The sequence below is a fragment of the Phocaeicola coprocola DSM 17136 genome (assembly GCF_000154845.1).
GTDB lineage: Bacteria > Bacteroidota > Bacteroidia > Bacteroidales > Bacteroidaceae > Phocaeicola > Phocaeicola coprocola.
In genome coordinates this window covers 57,488-80,142 of record NZ_DS981486.1, presented here as the reverse complement: position 1 = coordinate 80,142, position 22,655 = coordinate 57,488, and the positions used below count along the sequence as shown (strand labels likewise).

Annotated in this window: 18 protein-coding genes and 1 pseudogene; 10 read left to right on the top strand and 9 right to left on the bottom strand. The window is 50.1% G+C overall.

All coding sequences use genetic code 11. The features are described from left to right. A partial coding sequence (locus BACCOP_RS11915) for an outer membrane beta-barrel protein (protein WP_007569383.1) occupies positions 1 to 2,292 on the top strand: 2,292 nt, incomplete at its 5' end. 293 nt (positions 2,293 to 2,585) lie between these two features. On the opposite strand, the gene BACCOP_RS11910 is transcribed toward BACCOP_RS11915, so the two are convergent. After that, complete coding sequence (locus tag BACCOP_RS11910) at positions 2,586 to 3,872, bottom strand: IS1380-like element IS615 family transposase (RefSeq protein ID WP_007567149.1); 1,287 nt, start codon at positions 3,870 to 3,872, stop codon at positions 2,586 to 2,588. A gap of 166 nt (positions 3,873 to 4,038) precedes the next feature. Between BACCOP_RS11910 and BACCOP_RS11905 the strand changes: the two genes are divergently transcribed. From BACCOP_RS11905 to BACCOP_RS11865, 9 genes are all read left to right on the top strand, one after another. Continuing rightward, positions 4,039 to 5,481 (top strand): hypothetical protein, encoded by a 1,443-nt coding sequence (locus BACCOP_RS11905; protein WP_007569382.1) that lies wholly within the window; start codon positions 4,039 to 4,041, stop codon positions 5,479 to 5,481. Between the two features lie 40 nt (positions 5,482 to 5,521). After that, positions 5,522 to 6,013 (top strand): hypothetical protein, encoded by a 492-nt coding sequence (locus BACCOP_RS11900; RefSeq protein ID WP_007569380.1) that lies wholly within the window; start codon positions 5,522 to 5,524, stop codon positions 6,011 to 6,013. A gap of 412 nt (positions 6,014 to 6,425) precedes the next feature. Continuing rightward, on the top strand, positions 6,426 to 7,058 hold the full coding sequence (locus tag BACCOP_RS11895; RefSeq protein ID WP_044301994.1) for a DUF4903 family protein: 633 nt from the start codon (positions 6,426 to 6,428) through the stop codon (positions 7,056 to 7,058). An 89-nt stretch (positions 7,059 to 7,147) separates the two neighbouring features. Next, positions 7,148 to 9,505 carry a TonB-dependent receptor gene (locus tag BACCOP_RS11890; RefSeq protein ID WP_008655042.1) on the top strand — a complete coding sequence of 786 codons (2,358 nt, stop codon included), beginning with the start codon at positions 7,148 to 7,150 and terminating at the stop codon, positions 9,503 to 9,505. A gap of 14 nt (positions 9,506 to 9,519) precedes the next feature. Continuing rightward, complete coding sequence (locus tag BACCOP_RS11885) at positions 9,520 to 10,233, top strand: HmuY family protein (protein ID WP_008655044.1); 714 nt, start codon at positions 9,520 to 9,522, stop codon at positions 10,231 to 10,233. Between the two features lie 8 nt (positions 10,234 to 10,241). After that, a complete protein-coding gene (locus BACCOP_RS11880) occupies positions 10,242 to 10,496 on the top strand; it encodes a hypothetical protein (RefSeq protein ID WP_225719307.1) in 255 nt (84 codons plus the stop codon). Next, on the top strand, positions 10,483 to 11,412 hold the full coding sequence (locus BACCOP_RS11875; protein ID WP_007569373.1) for a hypothetical protein: 930 nt from the start codon (positions 10,483 to 10,485) through the stop codon (positions 11,410 to 11,412). Before BACCOP_RS11880 ends, BACCOP_RS11875 begins: the two co-directional genes overlap by 14 nt. 12 nt (positions 11,413 to 11,424) lie before the next feature. Further along, positions 11,425 to 12,318 carry a hypothetical protein gene (locus tag BACCOP_RS11870; RefSeq protein ID WP_007569372.1) on the top strand — a complete coding sequence of 298 codons (894 nt, stop codon included), beginning with the start codon at positions 11,425 to 11,427 and terminating at the stop codon, positions 12,316 to 12,318. Positions 12,319 to 12,328: 10 nt separating this feature from the next. Continuing rightward, entirely contained in the window at positions 12,329 to 13,807 is a 1,479-nt protein-coding gene (locus BACCOP_RS11865; protein WP_007569370.1) for a PepSY domain-containing protein, read from the top strand. A gap of 286 nt (positions 13,808 to 14,093) precedes the next feature. Here BACCOP_RS11865 and BACCOP_RS20700 read toward each other — a convergent pair whose 3' ends face one another. The 8 genes and pseudogenes from BACCOP_RS20700 to BACCOP_RS11825 all read right to left on the bottom strand — a co-directional run bounded on the left by BACCOP_RS20700 (position 14,094) and on the right by BACCOP_RS11825 (position 22,611). Then, positions 14,094 to 14,378 (bottom strand): hypothetical protein, encoded by a 285-nt coding sequence (locus tag BACCOP_RS20700; protein ID WP_164932424.1) that lies wholly within the window; start codon positions 14,376 to 14,378, stop codon positions 14,094 to 14,096. 163 nt (positions 14,379 to 14,541) lie between these two features. After that, entirely contained in the window at positions 14,542 to 14,988 is a 447-nt protein-coding gene (locus tag BACCOP_RS11855; protein WP_007569366.1) for a GNAT family N-acetyltransferase, read from the bottom strand. Positions 14,989 to 15,119: 131 nt separating this feature from the next. Further along, positions 15,120 to 15,951 (bottom strand): annotated as a pseudogene (locus BACCOP_RS11850) (phosphoribosyltransferase family protein). Positions 15,952 to 16,116: 165 nt separating this feature from the next. Continuing rightward, a complete protein-coding gene (locus BACCOP_RS11845) occupies positions 16,117 to 16,428 on the bottom strand; it encodes a winged helix-turn-helix transcriptional regulator (RefSeq protein WP_007569362.1) in 312 nt (103 codons plus the stop codon). A 56-nt stretch (positions 16,429 to 16,484) separates the two neighbouring features. Beyond that, complete coding sequence (locus BACCOP_RS11840) at positions 16,485 to 17,840, bottom strand: efflux transporter outer membrane subunit (RefSeq protein WP_007569361.1); 1,356 nt, start codon at positions 17,838 to 17,840, stop codon at positions 16,485 to 16,487. Then, the gene (locus tag BACCOP_RS11835; RefSeq protein WP_007569360.1) at positions 17,841 to 20,954 is read right to left on the bottom strand and encodes an efflux RND transporter permease subunit; all 3,114 of its coding nucleotides are present in this window, start codon (positions 20,952 to 20,954) and stop codon (positions 17,841 to 17,843) included. Then, complete coding sequence (locus BACCOP_RS11830) at positions 20,951 to 22,075, bottom strand: efflux RND transporter periplasmic adaptor subunit (protein WP_007569358.1); 1,125 nt, start codon at positions 22,073 to 22,075, stop codon at positions 20,951 to 20,953. The genes BACCOP_RS11835 and BACCOP_RS11830 overlap by 4 nt, the downstream gene beginning before the upstream one ends. Next, positions 22,072 to 22,611 (bottom strand): GNAT family N-acetyltransferase, encoded by a 540-nt coding sequence (locus BACCOP_RS11825; RefSeq protein WP_171059046.1) that lies wholly within the window; start codon positions 22,609 to 22,611, stop codon positions 22,072 to 22,074. The genes BACCOP_RS11830 and BACCOP_RS11825 overlap by 4 nt, the downstream gene beginning before the upstream one ends. Between the last annotated feature and the right edge of the window lie 44 nt (positions 22,612 to 22,655).

The window sequence follows — 22,655 nt, the reverse complement described above, 5'->3', positions numbered from 1 at the left end:
GTCTCGCACTGTGGTGGATTCGCAAACAAAACCTTGGTTTATAATGGGCTTCCCATTGCGGAAATCAATGTTAACGGGGAAGCGTTCTTTGCAGGAAACCATGCGCTGGCTTTGGAAAATCTGCCCGCCGATTTGGTAAGCAGGATAAAAGTGTATGACAAGCGTAGCGAAATGGAGAAATTCATGGGGATAAAAACAGGGGAAGAAAACTATGTGCTCGACCTGCAAACCAAGAAGGAGTTCAACGGTACACTGATGACTTCCGTAGCCGCAGGCAAGGGTAACAACAAGAAAAAAGAAGCGGAACTAATCAGCAATTTCTTCAAAACCGGCGGGGAAAACCTGTCGGTAATCGCCAAAAGCGGCAACCGCAACATGACATCCGCAAACAAAGACAACCGCCAAGACAATGTAGCGGTGAACTTCCTGAAAAAGTTCGGAAAGAAGATACACCTTAACGGGAATGTCATGTACAGCAATGCTATCAATGGGAACGAGGGGACATCTTACTACGAGCAATACCTGAAAACGGGGAACCGCTACCGCTATGCGACCAGCGACCGCCACAACACCAACCGCATGGCAAGCACCATGCTAAGCATGAAATGGAATATCGATAAGATGACCTTGCTGAACCTTTCAGGCAGCTTTAGTGCGATGAAAGGGACAAACGGGAGTGACAGCCGGCAGGCGACCTACAATGAAAATCCAGAATTGGATATCACAGCACCGTTCAATGGGGAAGAAAACGGCCAAACGGAAAACGATATCCGGGTGAATGGCATCCGCATGAACTCCCGTTCAACAAGCGCCAACCGGCAGTATTTCCTGAACGCCGACCTCACCCGACGGCTGAACGAGAAAGGCAGCAGTTTGGGGCTAACCATGCAATACTCGGAGGGGAGAGGAAAGAACGAGGCGTTTTCCGTGTCCTCCACCACCTATTACCAATTGCAGGATGAGTGGGGTAACGATTCCGTCCTCTACCGTAATCAATATTATGACAGCCCAAACAGAAACCGCAAATTCAGCTTGGGACTGATACTGACACAGCCACTACACAAGAGCCTGCGGGCACAACTTTCGTATAAATTCAGACGGGAAAACCAAAACAACGACCGCAATACCTACGACCTGTCCCGCTTTTTCGACGGTACGGACGATGAACCCTTGTACACCCTGCCGGAAGGCTACGAGGCAGCCTATACCGACAGCCTGAGCAACAGAAGCCGAAGCCACACGACAGCGCATGAAGTGGCCCTCCACCTTAACTATACGGACAGAACTTGGGAAATCAACGCTGGCCTGTCCGTCGTTCCCGAACGGCAGAGTCTCGACCAGAAGACCGGGCGGATGCAAGCCGACACGCTGAGAACCTCCGTGAACTACTACCCGGCTGTTACCGTCTTGTGGCACAAAAAGAAAACACGGGTGCAACTAAGTTACGAGGGAGACACGAAACAGCCGGGACTGACCGAACTGCTGACACTGACCGACAACAGCGATCCGCTGAACATTACACGGGGAAATCCCAGCCTGCGCCCTTCGTACAACCAAAGGGTGCGCTTAGAAGCACGAGACACGAAGATAGGTTTGAACGGAGACATGACTTGGGCGAACACGGTGAACAGTGTGACACGGGCTGTGACGTACAATACCCAAACAGGCGGTATAGAAAGCTATCCCGTGAATGTGAACGGGAATTGGAACGCAAGAGCCACCGTGCGATACCAGAAGCGCATCAAACGCCGATTTTCCGTTACCGCACGTACCGGCGCTTCGTTCAGCCAGAACGTAAGCCTTATCAACGAGGGACAGCAGGAGATGCCGGAGCGCAGTACGACCCACAACACGACACTGAATGCCAACCTGCGTTTTGGCTACCAGCCCCAATGGGGAGGTTTCGACCTGACGGGTGACTGGCGTTTCCGCCACTCCACCAACCTTTTGCGCGAAACCGGCGATTACACCCGCGACTACCGCTTGGGGGTGAACGCCTACGCCGACCTGCCCGGCGGCATTCAGTTGCGGAGCGATGTCGATTATTCTTTCCGCAACGGGACGAACATCACCCCCGGCGAAGATGACCAGGTAGTGTGGAACGCCTCCCTTTCTTGGCGTTTCCTCAAACAGAAGAAGGCGGAACTGTCATTCTACTGGGCGGACATCCTTAGCCAGAAAAAGAACTTTACCCGCAGCGTCTCTTCCTCCGGATTGTCGGAGAGACACACGCAGCAGATAGGTAGTTGGTTCATGCTCTCCTTCAAGTACCGTTTTAACAAACAATTATAAAGCAGGAGCGAAGTTTATATTTTTTTAGTTAATGAGTGGTGATTTGCTTCTAATTATATACCAATTTTTAGGTATTGTGCTCTGAGTAAACTCGTTATAATTTTGCACCCCGAAATAATAATCCTTAAATCCGCAACTCCATTCCCGAAGTGCTACCTACATAAAGAGAAATGGACTTTTGATTCGTAAGATAACCATTAAGTCCTCGCGTCCGTTTCAATGCGCATACCATCCCCTTACCCCATAAAGCGACTTGAGGCAATACGCAATCAGTGGCCATCAAGTGATGTAAATCATCCGGAAGAAGTTTTGAAGGCTTCTGCATATGCATGGTTGTCGGTGTAGATATTCAGCACACATTGCCTTGCGGTCTTAATCCACTTGGCAGGTACTGAAATGAATTTGAAGACAAACGTCTTGATACGGCTGGTTTCCTTGAGCCCGAACTTCTTCACTTCAATCCTTTGCATGATGGCCTTGTAGAAATTGCGTATCAGTGCCGTCAGGAGCAGGAACACGGTATTTTCCGCCATGAAGGATTTAGGCAGTCTGTCCCATCCAAACCCATTGTTCATGTCATCAAAGACGCGTTCCTTGCCACCGCGCATGTTATAGAACTCCACGATGTCCCTCATGGATGATTCGTAATCGTTGGTCAGGATGCAGCGGTATGTATATTCCCCCTCCCACAGGTCCGGTCCACTGCCCATGCGTCTCTGTCTCTGGATTACCAGGCGATACGGTTTGCCCTTCCACTTCTCAACGAGAATGGAGTTCAACTCAAACACGATGCCGTTTATCTCTTCCTTCTTCCACCCTCTGAGCGCGAAGATGTCATCATAGAGCGAGCAGCAGCGGTTGGCGCGTATGTAGAATGTCCTGCAATGCTTCCTGACCTCATCCACAATGTCTTCAGAGCATGAGCCGCAGTCGGCCCTGAAGCGTTTGACTGTCAGCTTCTTCTCTTCAAGTCTCTCCAAAATCCTCTTTAGCGTGTCCTTCTGGTGAAAGCGTACATTGGTGTTGCCGTCGCTGTTCTCTATGCCGACAATCATGTCGCCGATAACGGCCACACCGGACCTGTAACCAAGAAATTTCTTGTACGTGGGCTTTGCATCGTACTTCTCCGCCTCAATGAACTGGTGGTCAAAGTCAACGTCATACTCCCCGCCCTCTTTCAACTGCCCTGTGGACAACAGGCAATTCAGGAGCAATGTGTTGAGTGTGTCTGCCGTATTGAAATCATAGGACTTTCCGGCATCAGACGTGTATGAGATGTTTTCCCGGGTCAGTTCGTTTATTGCCCTAAGGATGGTGTCGGCGCTACAGGTGCGGAGTGTGGGGTGAAGGGAAAGATGACTCATTAAGTGGGCGGTGACATCCTCAACGCAAGAACCGCCGCAGAAGTAAACGCATAGGAGGGAGCGGATGATTTCGCTGTATTGATAACCATAGAGTTTGCATCTCAACCCAAGTGTTGAGTCAATTGTAGAGGAGAGAAGGGAGGTAAATTGCTCCATGATTGGAAATATGCCTCCAAAAGGAGTGAGTCTTTCGGATTTTATTGCTACCTTTGCCATGCCTGTTGCGGTTTTCTTTGTCTTTGGATTCGCAACACTAAGGTAAGTGAAAACGCTGACATGGCAAAAACCTGGGCAACAAAATGTTGCTCAGGAACTTATAAAAATAATTATCAATTATGTTGCGGAATTAAGGATAATAACGAAATAATAAAATCACAGAAAGATGAAAAGAAACAATTTGCATGTCGGTTTGATGGCATTCGCAATGCTGCTGATAGGGGCATCGTGCAGCGATGACGACAACACCCTCTCATACAGCACGGGTGCCGTGCAGAATACCGAATTGAAAACCATTCTTGTTCAAAGAGGCTACACATTCAACGAGGACGGCAATCTGTTGCTTGATGATTTGGCTAACAATACGACGACGCTTGACCTCTCCGGAACGCAGATTTCCACAGACGCACTGGCAGAACTTTCCATGTTCCCTAACTTGACTGATGTGGATCTGTCGGACAATGGTTACGGCCCGGCGTTCGACTTTGCCAAATTGCCGGAACAAATCACCGGAATAGACCTGACGGGTAATGAAATCTACGACTATGATAATCTTGTGAGTGTCGTAGTGGAAGAAAACGGTGATGAAACTGTGACTAACCTGCACGAAATTACCAAACTTTACCTTCCGGAAACCGCTAAAGAGAATATCGAAGATCTCGTGCGTTTCTACCGCCAAAACAAGGAAGCCATCACCGCCGGCACCATTGATATGAAGATGACTGATGTCGACGGCAATCTGCAAACTTATACCACCCTGCGCGACGTGCCCGACGCAAACCTGCTCACTTATTTGCAGACAAATTTTGCCGATCTGTTTAACGGCGACCAAATAGACCTTAGCAAACATTTGGGACTCGACCAGAAAACAAAGGAACTGCTTGTTGCTCCTGCTGATAATGTTACCAACTTTGAGGGTATTCAGTTTCTGGTGGAGAATCCTTATTGGGAAGGTGCTAAAATCAGCCTTTATTCTGCCGGAGAAGAAAGTATAGCTTCTATGCCCAATATAAAAGTAGGGAAATTCATAACCCAAGTCATCCTGCAAAATATAGAAGTGGAAGATATCGACTTATCCAATGCTACAGATTTGCGAAGTGCTTGGGTCCAAAATAACCCGGCATTGCAGAAGTTAGATTTGAGTTATTCCACTATTTGGGGTCAAGGAGATAAAGAAACGGAAGGCAATGGTACGTATGGCAGTAGTCTGATGGTTCTGGGATGTCCTATACTGAAAGAAATCAAATTGCCCGAAAAAAATGAATTGAAAGCCTACAGAATTGATATTGAATGCTTGGACGCATTGGAAACATTTGACATGTCGAATGTCAAGATGGTAGCAGAACTCAGTATAGGTGATTTGAATAAAGACTTTAATCTGGTTTATCCGGAACTGACCATTTTCTATAGTGAAGATGGATATGCCGGTACTTATTTCGCTTGTTCAGAGAACACTTTCTATAGAGAATCAACCCAAGCATTCCTGAAAGCAAATTATACAGACATTGACCCAGACGATACGGTCAGAAGGTTAGGTTATACTTCTTCTTTATCGTATGATAAAAACAAAGGATGCCGTTGGAGGACTTTATTGAACAAACAAAAATAAAGTGTAATTATTTTTTTATTAAACTTTAATTATAAAAACGATGCGAAAATTTTTCTTAGGAGCTGCCCTTGTTGCAGCAAGTTTCGGAATGGCACAGTCTGCTGACGCTGCCACAGTGATGGATGTAGATGGTGTAAGTACCGTATTGGCAATCAGCGATTACGAAGGTACTTATAACGGTACAATGGATCAAATCAAAATGAGAGGAGAAGATTATGAGCCACGTGCTGCATCTTATACTCTTGAAAATGGTATTTTGAGTTGCGATTTTCCGCAGATCGGAAGTATGCCGGGGAATATCACTATCGAGTTGGAAGTAGAAGTAGATGAAGAAACCGGTGAAATTACAGCTTTCAAAGGTGATAAAGCAGGAACTTTGACCATTTTAGGCATGGATTTAGTAACATTGAAGTTAGATTCTTTGACTGATGCCAAAGTTACAGGCAACACTATCGAGTTTACTCTGGCAGTATCCGGTAAGTTCTTAGGTGCAGATTTCCCTGCATCCGTACACTTTGTTGGAACAAAATAATTCGTCATTATTTTGTCAAGCAACGAAATTAAATTCAGAAAGAGTAAGGAGAAAGCTGTCAAACGGCTTTCTCTTAGCTCTTTTTTTGTGTGTTACTAAGAAAAAATTATCACAATATATTCACCTCACCCAATGGGGAAGACACCATTATCCTGTCAGCAAGGCTGCTATGCCGCTAAAAACACTTCCGGTATGCAACCGACGGCGAGGAAACAAAATTATCCAAACCGCCTGAACCGCTTCTGAAGCCTACATGCGGTACACATCAAAGACAGACTTTGCCATCGGAAAAAGCCTGCCTTTAATCATGTAAAAACCATGACTTTACATACCCTTTGCGGAATACACGCAGGCAAGGGTAATGAACAGGAAACAATTATGGATTACAAAACAAGTAAATTATATAAGCAAAATGAAAAAGTTATACTTTTTATTCAGCCTTCTTATGGCAACAGTAATCGGATTAAGTTCGTGTGAAAGTGACGATTCACTTACCAATGAGCCACCTGCACAGGAATATATTGATAAGGCGAAGGAAATCCTTGTAGGAGACCTCGTGCTCTCAACCCGTGCTACAATGAGCGGTGTGGACAAGACGCTGTTGGAAAGCGGTTGCCCCACCAAATTCAACTTTTCTTGGCGGGAAGACGGCACGATGGTGCTCGACCTGAGCGACTTCACCGTGGGCGCCATGCCCTTCGCCATCACCTTCCGCTGTGCAACGAAGTTTATGCAACTCAACAGTTGGGAAAAGGATGAATACCCCGGCAGCGGTTGGGTGAAGTTCGTGGGAACGGACGGAAATGTCACCACGAGCGGCGATGACGCTGCGGACAACCAGGAAGGGAGCGGCGCCCGTGTAGATGGTTTCCTGAACGTGGACACCAAGCAAGTGGAGTTCATCGTGGACTACAACATGATGAACGTGCGCACCGAAACCTTCCTGCAAGAAATCGACAAGAGCCGTATCGACCGCTTTGAAGAAGAATTTGCCCAGTACGAAAAAGACTTGGAAGAAGCCAAGAAAGAACAGGGCAAGGCTTGACCTTTCGATTGCAGGAAAGAAGGAAAGACCGTAAGACACACGGCTTTCCCTCTTTTTTGTGTAGAATAACATGTTTTGATGATAGACAGATGAAAAGAATAACAGCCATCTTATTTTGTGTCTTACTGGCATGTATGAATGCCCAGGCACAACGTAAAGTAAAGCTCAAAGTTCTGGAGAAAGGGACGGAACAGCCGGTCATCGCGGCCACTGTGGTCTATGCCGATAACGAAGCGTTGCAAAACCTGCAGGGGAGCGTCACGAATGTGGACGGGCTGGCGGAACTGAAAATCCCCTCCAAGAAAACGTATTATTACAAAATATCCTATGTCGGTTTTGTTCCGGCAACAGGAAAGATAGAAGCGACCGAAACCGAGAAGACCGTCTATCTGGAAGAGGATCATTTGGGACTGAACGAGGTAGTCGTCACCGGTTCGCGTACAGCGCGACCCATCAAGATGTCGCCCGTTACGACGCAAGTCTTGGGCGGCAAGCAGTTGGTCGAAGCCGGATACAGCAACCTGCAACAGGCATTGCAGCAGGAAACTCCCGGTCTGAATATCCAGAAGGTGGGCTTCGGAAACGAAATCTCCATGCAGGGGCTCGACGCCCGCCACGTGCTGTTCCTGATGGACGGCGAGCGCATGACGGGCGACATGGCCGGGAATCTCGACTACGAGCGTTTCAACCTGCACGCCATCGACCGTATCGAGATTGTAAAAGGAGCCAGCAGTACGCTGTACGGCTCGCGTGCCGCCGGTGCGGTAATCAACCTTATCACGAAGAAAACGACCAAACCGCTTTCCATCGACGCAGGTGTGCGCTACGGACAGATGAACGAGCGCAATTACAAGAATCCGCAACCGAAGGATTTTTTGTATATGTTCGAGAAGAATGCCGACCGCCCCAACCTGCAAGGCTGGGTATCTGCCGGATTCAAGGCGGGGAAAGTAACCTCGCAGACCGACGCATGGTACAGTTCCTCGGATGCGTTCTACATGTATCAGGCGGAGAATGACAAGAAGGTCTACACGCAGGAGGCCAATCCCTTCCTTCCGCACGACATCACCGTGGTCAACTCGTCCTCACGTCCGCCGATGGGCATCGAGGGCAAGGAGCATATCACGGTTTCCCAAAAACTGTATTACGACCCGACCGATGACCTCTCGGTCTTGGTTTACGGGAGCACCTTCTTCATGAACACGTATGACCTGATACAGGACATGACTTTCAGCCAGGCGCGTGACTGGACGGCGGGAGCCAAGCTGACCTACCACGTGAAGGACTGGTTCAGCGTTACGGGTAGCCTTCATGCCGACTTTTACGACCGCTTCAAGCGGCACGAGCGCATCGACACGCGCAACAAGGACTACGAGAGTAGCATCTGGCAGCCGCGCCTGACCATCACGAGCAACTACTTCGACGGGCACAGCCTGATCTTCGGTGTGGAACATACGTCGGACGAACTGACCTCCGACCGTTTCTCCGGCAATGCCAACCACGATCTGAAAACCCGCGCCTTGAAAGAAACGGAGTATTTCTTGCAGGACGAGTGGACCATCAACCCCAAGTGGATGGTATCTGCCGGACTGCGTACCAACTTCTCGAAGGCGTTCGGTTTCATGGGGATGCCCAAGATTGCCGCCAAGTATTCGCCCAACGAACGGTGGAGCATCCGCGCCAACTATTCGATGGGATACCGTTCTCCGAGTATCAAGGAACTCTTCTTCAACTGGGACCATTTGGGCATGTTCATGATCCGCGGAAACGAGAACATGCAACCGGAAAAGAACAATTATTTCTCGCTGGGAGCCGAGTACAGCAACGACCGCCTGTTCCTGTCCGGTACGGCCTACGGCAACTATTTCCGTGATAAAATCGAGGGCGTATGGCGCATCTACGACATGCAGTACAACTTCGAGTACACCAATTTGAGCAAGCAACGCCTTCTGGGGCTGGAAGCCTTGCTGCGCTGGCACGTGCTGGACTGCCTGACGCTGAACGGGACGTACAGCTTCGTGAACGTGAGCAAGAACGAGGGCATACAGGTGAACACCACCTCTCCCCATGCCGCCACGGCCAGTCTGGACTACAAGTTCACGAAGAAGAACTACCGGTTGAACGCCGTGTTCAGCGCCTCGTACATGGGACGCAAGAAGTTCGACGTGCAGGACCGCGTGTTCGTGGAAGAGGACAACAAGAGCTATGACGCCTACTTCCGTTGCGACCTGCCGCAATACGTGCTGTGCAACCTGTCGGTGTCGCAGACCTTCTACAATAAGGTAAAACTGACGCTCGGTGTGGACAACATCTTCAACTACGTGCCGAAAACCCTCGGTTCGGGCATCACGATGTTCAACGTGCCCGCCACGCCGGGAACACGCGGATGGGTGCAGTTGGAATTTATGCTGGACGATGTGATTAACTCTTTAAGGAAAAAGAAATGATTAAATATACGACAATGAAACGTATGGGATTATTCAAAACGGTAAGCCTCCTGCTGGGCTGTCTCACGATGTTCTCCTGCGTGGACTATGACGACATACAGCCCTTTACGGGCAAGACGCTGCCCCGCAAGTCGGGCTATTCCACAGGGGTGACGAACGACTGGATATACTTCAACCTCCGCACGGGAGAGTCATTCAACACTTACACCGTGAACAAGGACATCAAGGAAGGCGAACAAATCAACCGCACGGACTGGGATCTGGCTTTCTGCGGCTATACCATGCGTACCAATTCGGGTACGAGCGGCATCGGTCAGGGCGGTGCCGCCGACTTGGGCTATGGCGGTTACGATGACTGGACGAGCGTTTCACAACTGCCTTCCGACTTGGAATGGGTCGTTGACACGGACGACGTGCGCGTCACCATGTCGCAGAACGACTGGAACCATTACCTTGTGGAAAACAATCTGGACTTCGATGCCAACCCGTGGTTCGACCCCAACAACGGTCCTGCCACGACCGAGACCAATGCCAACCCGCTGCTGTCGCAGGCCATGAGCTTCTCCGGGCCTCCCCCCACATACACCCCTTCGTTCCACACGTATGTGGTGCGTACCGCCGACGGAGAGAGGTACTTCAAGATACAGATTATCAGTTGGTACGATGCCAACGTGGAAATCGGTGATGAAGGCGGGAGAATCAGTTACTATTGCGACGAATTGAAATGACGGAAAGTATGATGGGACAATTCGTGCGCTTTATGCGCTTCTGCAACCGGCGGTGGGTGAAATGGCCGACAGTTATCGTCTTCCTGACGGCGATAACGGTCGCCCACTTCGTCATGGCAGACAAGTACGGGGACAGCCCCAATGCTCCCACTTGGGAGTTTACAATTACGCTGCACGCCGCCATGCTGGTTGCTGCGGCAATTATTATAGTATTCTACAAGAAACGTATCAAACGTAAATTAATGGAATATGGAAAAGACTAACGTAACGACCACTGAAACAACAAATGTAACACCTCCTGCCGCCAAACGGCGCTATTGGTGGAAAGCCATCGCTTCTTTCCTCATGGTATTGTTTACCATGCCTTTGGGGCACGGGCTGATGATTATCATGGAGCATCTGATGAGCGAGACCGTTCTGCACTATTCGGCCTTTGTCATGGGCGCGGTAGGTATGGCGATGGTGATTGTCGGCGTATTCGCCAAAGGAGATACGCGCCAAACACTCTGGGGATTCTTCGGCGGTCTGCTCTTCTGGACAGGCTGGGTGGAATTTCTCTTCATGTATTTTGCCAACCGTTTCGGCACGCAGCCGGAACTCGACCCTGTGACGGGTGAAATCGTAACCCGTCCCGAATATCTCATACTGCCCGCCTCGTTCGGTTTTTGGATGATGATTATGGTAATGTACCTGTTCAGTACAAAGAACGGATGCAACTTCATCAACTGGTGGCAACGGTTGCTCTTCCGTGGTAAGAAGAACGACATCGCCGCCCGCCCCATGACGCGCCACACGAGTATCGTCACATTCATGGAACTGATGATGTTGCTGTGGACTTCCTACCTGTTGCTGATGTTCTGCTACGATGATGTATTCCTGGGCGAGAATCATCCGGTGACACTGTTGGTGGGGGTCGGATGCTTTATCGGCTCGTTCTTTATCTTCGCCAAACAGTTGCGCCTTTCTGCGTGGGGGGCCAACATCCGTATGGCAATCGCTACCGTTATCGTGTTCTGGACACCGATTGAGATCCTTGGCCGTATGGATTTGTTGAGCGAGATATGGGTAGACCCTATGGGGCATAAGACGGAAATGATTATCATACTGGCAGCGTTCCTTGTACTGGCTGTTTACCTGTGGTATATGGGTGCGAAGAAAAAGAATGCCGTTTCCCAATAAAGAAAACCGGATATGGCAGCAACAAAAGAGAGAAAAAGGCACTGGCTTAAAGCGTTTGTCTCCATCGCTGTGACATTGGTTGCCATGCCGCTGACACACATCCTGGCACGTGCGCTGAAAGACGGTACGGCGGGGGTGGAACAGTTCTATGCCGGTATGGGAATGGGGCTGTTCGGTTTGCTGATGGTCATTATCGGTGTATTCATAAAAGGCGACGTCAAACAAACGCTGTTGGGTTTGTTCGGCGGTATGTTTTACTGGATGGGCGCCATCGACTTCCTGTTTATGTACTATGCCAACCGTTTCGGCACGCAGGCGCAGCTCGACCCGGTAACGGGCGAGATTGTCAGCCGGCCGGAATACCTGATACTTCCGTCCACATTCGGGTTCTGGGCCATGACGATGATGCTGTACCTGTTCTGCACTGCCAACGGCTGCAATTTCCTGAACTGGTGGCAGCGCTTGTTCTTCGGCAAGCACAAGAAGGAAATCGCCGCACGCCCCATGACACGCCATACCAGCATTGTCGCTTTTATGGAAGTCATTACCATGCTGTGGACGTGCTACTTGGTGCTGATGTTCTGCTACGATGAGCGTTTTTTTGGTGACCATCATCCGGTGACATTGCTTGTCGGGATGCTGGGCTTCATCGGTTCGCTGTTCATGTTCGCCAAGCTGTTGCGTTATGCTTCGTGGGGCATGAGCCTGCGTTTCGGTTTCGCCACCGTAATTATCTTCTGGATCGCGGTAGAGGTCTTCGACCGGATTCACCTGCTGAACGGGCTATGGGCAAATCCACAAGGACATGTGCAGGAAATCGCGTTGATTCTGGTTTCGTTTGCAGTAACCGGGCTTTATCTCGCTTGTGACAGACGAAAGAAAACTGCGGATGTAAAACGACAATAAAAGATAAATCATGAAACGGATAACTTGGAGGAAACATCATAAATGGTTCGGGTTGCTGTTCTGCTTCTTCATGCTCATGTTCTGTTGGAGCGGTATTGTGCTGAATCATCGTGAAGCGGTGGCCGACATCAACGTCAGCCGGAAGTGGCTGCCTGCGGGTTATCGTTTCGAAGCATGGAACGGCGGGCTGCTGAGGGGAACGCTGCGCTATACGGACAAGGATTCCGTGGCTCATATACTGGCCTATGGTGCAGCCGGGGTATGGCGCACGGACACTGCCGCCTCGGCTTTTGCGGACTTCAACGAAGGACTTTCCCAAGGGGCGGACTACCGTAGCATGAAAGGCATAGTGCAAACACCCGACGGTACGCTGTATGCCGCCGGCCAGTTCGGCCTGTACCGCCACGACGGAACGGCTTGGATAGAAATCCCCCTGCCTTTGGACGAGGGAGAACGTCTTTCGGACATCACCGTCCGGGGCGACACGCTGGTAGTTGCCGGACGTTCGTACCTCTATCTCTCCACGTCTTCTCACGCCGGATTTCGGAAAATACAGGTGAAAGTTCCCGACGGTTACGAGCCGAAGGTGACGCTTTTCCGCACGGTGTGGATGTTGCATAGCGGGGAGTTGTTCGGCACGGCAGGCAAGCTGGTTGTGGATGCGGTGGCTGTTGTGCTGGTTCTCCTGTGCCTCACGGGGCTTGCCTACTGGCTGCTGCCCAAGGACATGCGCCGCCGCCACCGCCACGGGCGGCACACGGAAGGCGAAGCCCGATGGACACGCCTCTCCCTGCTGTGGCACGACAAGCTGGGACGCACCACTATCATACTGACCCTCTTGGTGGCCGTTACGGGCTGGTGTCTCCGTCCACCCGTCATGATACCGTTGGCTCTGACTAAGACACCCGCTCTGCCCGGCACTTCCTTAGACAGCCCTAATCCTTGGCACGACAAGCTGCGCATGGTGCGCTATGACGATATGTGCGGTGACTGGCTGCTCTCCACTTCCGAAGGTTTTTATTCGCTGGCTTCACCGGATGCCGTTCCCGTGAAGGTGGAGGAAGCTCCCCCGGTCAGTGTCATGGGGCTGAATGTCTGGCAAAAGGATAAGCAGGGGAACTGGCTGGCCGGTTCGTTCAGCGGCCTGTTCGTTTGGGACAGACAGCAGGGCTGGGTAACGGACTACTTCACGGGAGAAGAAGCCGAAGATACAGCCGGTCCTCCTTTCGGCAAGTTTGCCGTTTCGGGTTACAGTGCGGATTTCAAGGGAAAGGAATGCGTGGTGGAATATTACGAGGGAACGGATGCACTTGTCCAGCCCGGCGAACTCTCCACACAACCCATGTCGCTTTGGAACTTCGCTTTGGAAGTACACAGCGGACGGGTGTTCATAGGCAGCGTGGCTACTTACGTGTTTGTCTTCCTCGTGGGAGGAGGATGCGTATGGTGTCTGTGGACAGGATATAGGGTGAGAAAAGGAAACAAGTAATAAAACTTGTTTTTAAGAAAGTCTCTTGGAGATTGAGCACACCCGATTCTACACAAAATGCGATGGCATACGGCAGAACGCCCTGTTTATTTTCATGCAGGACCGGAGAGATAAAACGGCATTTGAAAGAAACGGATTGCCAGTTGAAAATTTGGGAGGCTTTGTTCAAGATTCCATTGGTTGGAATGACCGCATACGGAGACATCGCCTCTTTGCGCATAAAAAGTGAGGTTGTGCCGGTTTGAAGTGAACAACCTCACTTTTTATAATTTGGGGCAGCGATTGTTTAACATCCTCCGCAACATCCGCCTCTTCTGTGTTTCTTGTGATGACGATGATAATCGCAGCAACGACCTTCATGATCACAATCTACGCAACTTCTGCATTCTTCATTCTTGCGACAACCTCTGCATTCCGAGCAGTCCGTATCGCATTTACACTTGCGGCAGGTACAGTCCTCGCAACAACATTCTATTTTCACTGTTTCCTTTTCTTTTTTGTCCTTTTGTGCAAACAGGGTCACACAGCAGGCTGAAAAAACGAGGACACAAGTCAATACGATTTTCTTCATAAATTATAATGTTTTAATGTAATGACTAAAAATACTTGTCCCTATTATTCTTGGTTTTTCGGGAAAATTAAAATTACGTTTCCAAAAATAGAGATATAATTCAATAATCACAAATCACTTATAATAAATGATGTGAAAAATGAGATTCCATTCAAAATATGAATTAAGAGAAATCTTTCCGCAAGTACACCATGTCGGTAAGCAGCTTTCCATCCTCATAAATCGGATGATCGTAATTATCCGTGAAGAAATTTTTCAGTCGGTGTGAGATACGAAAGCCGCAATGTTCGTAGAAAGAGAGTGTAGATGGCGTATCTCCCGTACCGACAAGCATGACGGAACATCTGCCCTGATAGTATCCAAAGAGATAATCAACCAGCCGTTTTCCGTATCCTTTGCGTTGGGAGGAGGGACAAACGGCTATGTTTTTTATTTCGTAAATACCCTCTCCTTCACACGTCACTACAGAGATAGCCTTCAGACCGTCATCATAGAGGGCAAACATCTCACCTCGTTCCAGATATTTGTCTATCATGCTTTCTTGTTCATCTGCCAACAACAGCAAATCCAAGAATTGTTTCTTGTTAGAAGTAATAAGTTTTATTTCCATGTCATATATTCTTTTTCCAATGTTCCAAAACCGTTTCCAAGTGTTCAAGTCCCCTTTCTACCACCCCTTGATAAAAAGGATAAGGCTTTTTCCCGATGATGTTCAAACGAATTTCAACAATAGTCATTCTTTCATTTCGTCAGTTCCTTGATTTTGTTCACGATGCAGCCACCCCACACGTGCGCCTTTATCAGAAGCAGAGGCGGCCGGGTAACGGTTTTTCCATAGAAGATGGCCGCCACCACCTTGCCGCCGCACCTTTCTATCTCCTCCTTGTAGTCGGCCATACTCTGTCCGCTTGTCAGCACGTCGTCCACGATGATAATCTGTTTCCCTTCGATATTCCCCGTGATACGGTAGTTCCTTTCGAGGATACGGTTTTCGCCGCCTTTCGCCTCGTGCAAGCTGTCGCGTGACTCGAACACATCGACATCATATAAGCCCGAACTTAGGTCCGGCCGGTGGGTTGTGATGTACCAGTCGAGCCGTTTGAATCGCCGGGCATACTTGAACTCGTCGCTGCACGGCATAAACAGGATGTGGTAAGGGGCATCGTCCAAATTCAGGAGGGACATGCACGCCTTAAAAAACTCGATACCGTGATTTTCGCCCTCTTTGAACTGGTAAAGGGAACAGCAGAACGCCCGCTGTTCATCGTCGATCAGGTCGGCGTACCGTGAAGGATAGTAATACCCATAGAAAGCGACTTTTATTCCGTGCGATTTGAACGGCTTGAGCGGCTGATGGTCCTCGAAAAAGTCCGAACGGGCGAAACAGAACATGAGGCAGGCTTCCCGATGGCCCGCCAGTACCGCCAGACGGCAATAACGGTCGCGCTCTTTGGCGGTAGCGGCGTGCTGCTGCGAACGCAGCAGCTGCAGTCTTCCGTCGCCAGAAACCGGCAAGATACGACAGCAGGACTGCAAGGCCGCACAAAACCATGAACCAGAGCTTTGCTTCCATATTCATTGGGATAAGGTTATTCCGACATACCTGTACAACCGGCAGTTTTCTCTGCCACGGGAGCTTTGCACCTGCCGTTCACCTGTTTCAATGTCTTCTCGAAATATCTTGTTTTCATGTATTTATGCAATTTATTACTGTGTAATATATAAGCAAAGGAATGAATTACATTTTGTCTGCTGACATTCCTAATATTTTTTCCATATTGGGACGAAAGAAATTGCCCCACTCTTCCAGTTTCTCAATGATAGGCAAAAGGGTTTCACCTATCGGAGTAATCGAGTATTCGGAATGTGGGGGAAGTTCCGCAAATATTTTCTTCTCTATGATTCCATACATTTCCAATTTCTTTAATTGCTGATTTATAACACGAGCATTGGCTTCAGGAAACAATTTGTGTAATTTGCTCGGACATTTAGCCCCATCGCTTAGCTCAAAAATGATACAACTTTTCCATGTCCCACTAATAACTTCCATTGCAATTCTGATTCCGTAATCAATGTCAAAAGGTATTTTCGATACCCGATTCTAATTTATATTCCACCTCCCAGTGCATGATAAAGTTTGATAATACTCTGTATGCGGTCAAAGCTGGTTTGCAACCGGTTTGTCTCTGCTTCAAGGAGTGACTGTTGGGTAGTTAATATTTCCAGATAGGTGGTACCGGAATGGCGCATCAACAGTTCCGTCTTTCGCACAGCTTCACGCAAGGTTTCAACCTGATGGGTGTTTATTTCAAATTGCGATTTTGCCGTCTGCCATGCGGTTAAGGCATCATTCACCTCTTTCCCCGCGTTCAGTAATGACTGTTGGTATAACAATCTGGCTTCTTCCTGACGGGTTTGAGCAATTTTCAAATTAGCGATATTTGTTCCACGGTTGAATAACGGCTGTGTCAGCGAAGCGATTGCATTGAACAGCCACTGTCCGGGATTGGTGATTACCCCGCCTCCATTGTTGGTCCAGCCCAATGTACCCGAAAGAGTGATATTGGGGTAGAAGGCCGAGCGGGCTACATTGGTGGCGTAGAACGCTTGAGCCAGTTCCATTTCAGCCCGACGAACATCAGGACGATTGGATAATAACAGCAAAGGAACTCCGACAGAGATTGTATCGGGGAAAGACGCTTCTGCCAAATCGCTCCGCTCAATCGAGTGCGACGGCATGGCAAGTATCGCCGACAAGGCGTTTTCTGTCTCAGAGATACTTTTGCATATAGCCAGTTGCGATGATTCCAGCTGCATCACGTTTGCCCTTGCCTGCAACACACCGGCATCATTCGCCTTGCCCACCTTTTTCAACGCTTCAAGTGTGCGCACGGTAGCCTGCCAGTTTTCCAAAGTCCGATGATTTATCACCTTTTGCGCATCAAGCAGGGCGAGGGTATAGTAACTGTCCGCTATCGTAGCGACAAGCTGTGTCTGTACGGCCTGCCGGTAGTCACGACTTCCTTGCAATGCGGCAACCGCACCACGCTTTGCTGCCGTAAGTTTGCCGAATAATTCAAGCTCCCAACTTGCGGACGCTCCCACATTGTACGCCTTTGCCGTAGCTCCGTCATATTTGTTTCCGCTGCCTTCCGCACTGATTCCCAATGAAGGGAGGTACGACAGTCTGGCTGTCATCAGGGCGGCTTCTGCCGCTTCCACTCGCAGGCGTGCCACATTGAGGTCGGTATTCTGCCGGAGTCCTGTCTCAATCAAAAACTGAAGTTTACGGTCGGTAAACATCTCCCGCCATGACATGGATGCAAGCGTTGTTGTATCAATGCCAGCCGGGATATTCCGGTACAGCTTCTCTGTCGGAATGTCAGCCCGATGATACCGGCTGTATGTGCCACAGCCGGTAAGCATCAAGGTTGATATGGTAAATAAGATGATCTTCTTCATTTAATTACGTTTAATCCGTTCTTGAATATATTGAAATGTGATGAACAGTGACGGTACGAGGAACAGCAGTGCCAGCGTACCTACTATCATACCTCCGATTACGCCCGTGGCGAGCGAGCGGCTGCCGTTGGCACCCACACCATGAGCCATCATCAGCGGAACGAGTCCGAACACCATAGACAATACGGTCATCAGGATGGGGCGCAGGCGAACCTTTGCCGCACTGTATGCCGCCTGCGCGAGGGTCATGCCTTCCGACCGCCGCTTGCCGGCATATTCGGTCAGCAGAATGGCTGTCTTGGCAAGCAGCCCGATAATCATAATCAGTCCGGTCTGCATGTAGATGTTGTTCTCCAGCCCGAACAGTCCCGCGAACAGGAAGCTGCCCATCAAACCGCAAGGCACGGACAGCAACACGGCAAACGGGATGAACACGCTTTCATAGAGGGCACACAGTATGAGGTATATCAAGACCATGCACAGCACGAATATCCACACGGCATTGTTCGTCGTATTGCTTTCTTCGCGCGACAACCCTCCCAACTCGTAGGTGTAACCTGACGGGAGAACGTGGTCGGCAGTTTCCCTTATGGCCTTCAATACCTGTCCCGAACTGTATCCTGTTGCCGGCGACCCGCTGATGGAAATGGCATTGAACATATTGAAGCGGGTCAGGTCCGACGGACCGTTGGTCTTGGTAAGACGGACAAAATGGCTCAACGGCGACATGGAGCCGTCGGAAGTACGGACATACATGCCGTCCAACGATTCGGTGTCCATGCGATATTCGGCAGGAGCCTGCATGGTGACATGGTACAGTTTTGAGAAGCGGTTGAAATTCGATACATATTCTCCCGAAAAATATCCCGAGAGTGTTGACAGGACATCGGAAGGAGACACACCGGACTGTTCGCATTTGGCAGCATCTATATCCACCCAGTATTGCGGATAATCAGCCGCGAACGATGAATAGACCTCACCGATCTCCGGTCTGCCCGACAACGCTTCCACAAACCGGTCGGTCACTTGGCTGAAGGCGGTTATGTCTCCGGCGTTTTTGTCCTGCAAGTACAGTTCAAAACCGTTGCCCATCCCATATCCGGCAATCATCGGGGGCGACATGGCGAATACGGTGGCATCGGGAATATCGGCGGTGGCGGCATAAATACGGCCTATTACATCGTTCACCGACTGCCCTTCCCCTTTGCGCTCGTCCCAATCCGTGAGAGTGAGAAAAGACATGGCCTGCGAAGGTCCCGAGCCACTGAAAGAAAAGCCTGCCACAGTACCGTTGTATTCAATCTCTGCGATACTGTCAAGACGGCTGTTTATACGTTTTAGGGTTTTGCCGGTCTGCGCCATGGATGTACCGGGTTTCGTGTTCATGCTGACCATGACCGTGCCTGTATCTTCTTCAGGAATAAGTCCGGTCTTGGTCGTATTGACAAAAAGCACCAACAGCCCGAACGATACCGCGATAGTGCCCCACAGCAGCCACCTGCGATGAATGACATATAGCACACCGCGCACATAACGACGGCTCAAACGGTCAAAAACCGCATTGAATGCCTTGCGGAAGCGTGCCGCGAAGTTGTTCTTCGTGTTCCCGTGCTCGTCAATGTAAGGCTTCAGCAGCAGGGCGCACAATGCCGGAGAAAGGGTGAAGGCATTGATGGCCGAAATGCCCACGGCAACCGCCATCGTGATACCGAACTGCGTATAGAACGCCCCTGAAGTACCGCCCATCATGCCCACAGGGAAGAACACCGCCATGAAAATAAGGGTGGAGGTCAGAATGGCCGACGACACGCCCTTCATGGCATCATCGGCGGCAAGCACCGGAGACTGATACCCCTCGTCGAACTTCGCCTGCACGGCTTCCACCACCACGATGGCATCGTCCACCACCGTGCCTATGGCAAGCACAAGGGCGAAAAGCGTAAGCAGGTTGATGGAAAAGCCTATCAGTGACATTACGGCAAACGTTCCGATGATGGACACGAAGATAGAAATCGTGGGAATCAGCGTGGACTTGATGTCCTGTAAGAACACATACACCACCACGATGACTAAAAGTATCGCCTCGATAAGCGTCCTGATGACAGAATGGATGGAGGCATTCAGGAACTTGTTGGTGTCGGTAAGCACCACAAACTCTGCCCCTTCGGGCAAATCGCGGCTGAGGTCATCGAGTACCTCGTGTATCTCATTGATGGTGCTTGATGCGTTCGAACCGGATTTCTGGTTTATCATCATCATGGCTGCCGGATGTCCGTTCACTTCGGATGAATAATTGTAATACTCATCGCCCAGCTCTATATCCGCGACCTCTTTCAATCGCAATACATCGCCGCCGGGCAGGGACTTGACCACCAGTTCGCCGAACTCTTCCGCAGTCGAGAGCCTGCCCCGGTATTTCATCGTGTACTCGTTTGCCCCGTCGGAGTTCTGTCCGAAAGAACCGGTGGCGGCCTCAATGTTCTGCCGTGCCAATACCGCCGAAATATCATCCGGGATAAGCCCGTACCCCGCCATCTTGTCCGGTTTGAGCCACAAACGCATACTGTAGTTCGAGCCGAACAGCTGTGCCTTTCCGACACCGCCTATACGTTTCACCCGTGGCTCGACATTGATTTTCATGTAATTGTTCAGGAAAGTCTGGTCGAAACGGTCGTCGGGTGAGTAAAGCGCGAAAGTCATCAGCTCGGCATTCTGCTGTTTCTCTGTCGTGACGCCGCTTTTGGTGGCTTCCGCCGGAAGCTGGCTTAACGCGCCATTCACACGGTTCTGCACGTTCACCGCCGCCATGTCCGCGTTGGCACCCTGCTTGAAATAGATGTTGATGGAAGCATCGCCCGTGTTGGATGCGGTAGAGGTCATGTAGATCATGTCCTCCACTCCGTTAATGGCTTCCTCAAGCGGGACGATTACCGCTTTCTGCACGGTTTCGGCATTCGCACCGGGATAGGTACAGAACACGTTGACAGTAGGCGGTGCAATGTCGGGATATTGCTCCACCGGGAGCACTTTGATGGCGATGAGTCCCATCAAGACAATCACCACGGAAATAACGCCCGAGAATACCGGGCGGTCTATGAAAAATCGTAGATTCATGGGGTTACGTTTTTAGGTGTAACAATCATTCCTTCCTTTACAAGTCCTACCCCTTCGGTGATGATGGTGTCGCCCACGGACACACCTTGCTTCACCACGAAGTGGTTACCATCGTTCAGACGGTCCACGGTCAGGTAGGCTGCTTCGGCCTTTCCGTTTCTGAGGCGGTAGGCGATAATCTTGTCCTGCAATTCCACGGTGGCGGTCTTGGGCAGCAGGATGGCATCCGCATCCACTCCTTGCAGGACGATATTGCCGATGGTGCCGCTCAGCAGCTCACGGTCGGGGTTGGGGAAGCGGGCTTTGATTTGCACCGCCCCGGTGGTGGCATTGACCACGCCACTGACAGTCTCTATGCGTCCCTTCCGTCCGTAGAACGTGCCGTCATTCAGTTGCAGGCCGACTTCCGGCATTTGGGAAATCATCTTGTCTATGGAACCGTATTGTGTCCTGAACTGACGCAGCTTGTTTTCGGAGACGGAGAAATAGGCGTACATTTCCGCATTGTCGGAAACTACCGTGAAGGGCTGCGTCATGCCGGGACTGACAAGTGCGCCGATGCGGAAAGGAAGCGTGCCTACCACTCCGTTGCTGGGACTTTTTATCTCGGTATAGGAGAGATTGTTGCGGGCATCCGTTTCCTGAGCCTTTGCCTGTTCGAGTTCGGCAAGTGCTACCGCCAGCCCGTTGCGGGCAAGAGAGAGTTCGTAATCGGATATGACTTTCTCATCAAACAAGGCTTGCTTGCCTTGCAGCTCGATCCGTGCCGTTTCCACTTTTGCCTGTGCTGCGCTGACGTTTGCCTGTGCGGTGCGCAAGGCTGCCTGATAGGGCACTTGGTCGATGACGGCAAGCACTTGTCCCGTCTTAACCTGCTCCCCTTCTTTCACACACAGGCGGGTGATACGGCCCGACACTTGGGGTACTATGTCCACATCCTGCCGCCCACGGATGGAGGCGGAATAACTTTCTTGAAATTCAACTGCCCGGGAAGAAACCACCATGACGGGCAATGTCTGTCTCATTTCCTGTTCCCTCTGTTCTTGTTTGCAGGCTGTCAATAATGCAGCCAGCAGGCTTGTTACCGTGATGCCGGCTATCCATGTTCTTCTATTCATCATCTGTTCTTATTGTTTTTCCATTCCTTATTCAATACCGCATAAATGCAGGTGTCCTCATACCGTGGTGTTCCATCGGGATGGCACACAAACGATATGAATTCCTTCATGCATCCTTCATATCTCATTCCGAGACGTTCGCACAATCTTTTCGACCGCAGGTTGTCATCCTCCACAAAGCCGTAGATGCGACGTGCGCCTGCTTCACGGAAAAGGTAATCCAGAAATTCCGTTGCCGCTTCATGCGCCAATCCCTTGCCCTCGAAGCGTTGGTTGAAATGCCAGCCCACGTTGAATGTGTCGGCTTCTTCACGCAATGCAAAAACATCACCGATTATGAAATCGTCTTCCTTCAGGCACACGGCATAGCGCAGCAACTCCTTTGGAGTATTGGATATATAAGCCAGTGCAGACTCTTCAGAGCACAAGCGTTCGCTCACGAAGCAGTTGACACGCGGATGGGAGAGGTATTCCAGCAAACCAACGGCATCCTTCTCCTGAAAATCTCTGATGATAAGGTGTTCTGTTTCAATAATCATAAGTCGCCAATTTTGGCTGCAAAGATATTCCATACCCAATTTGC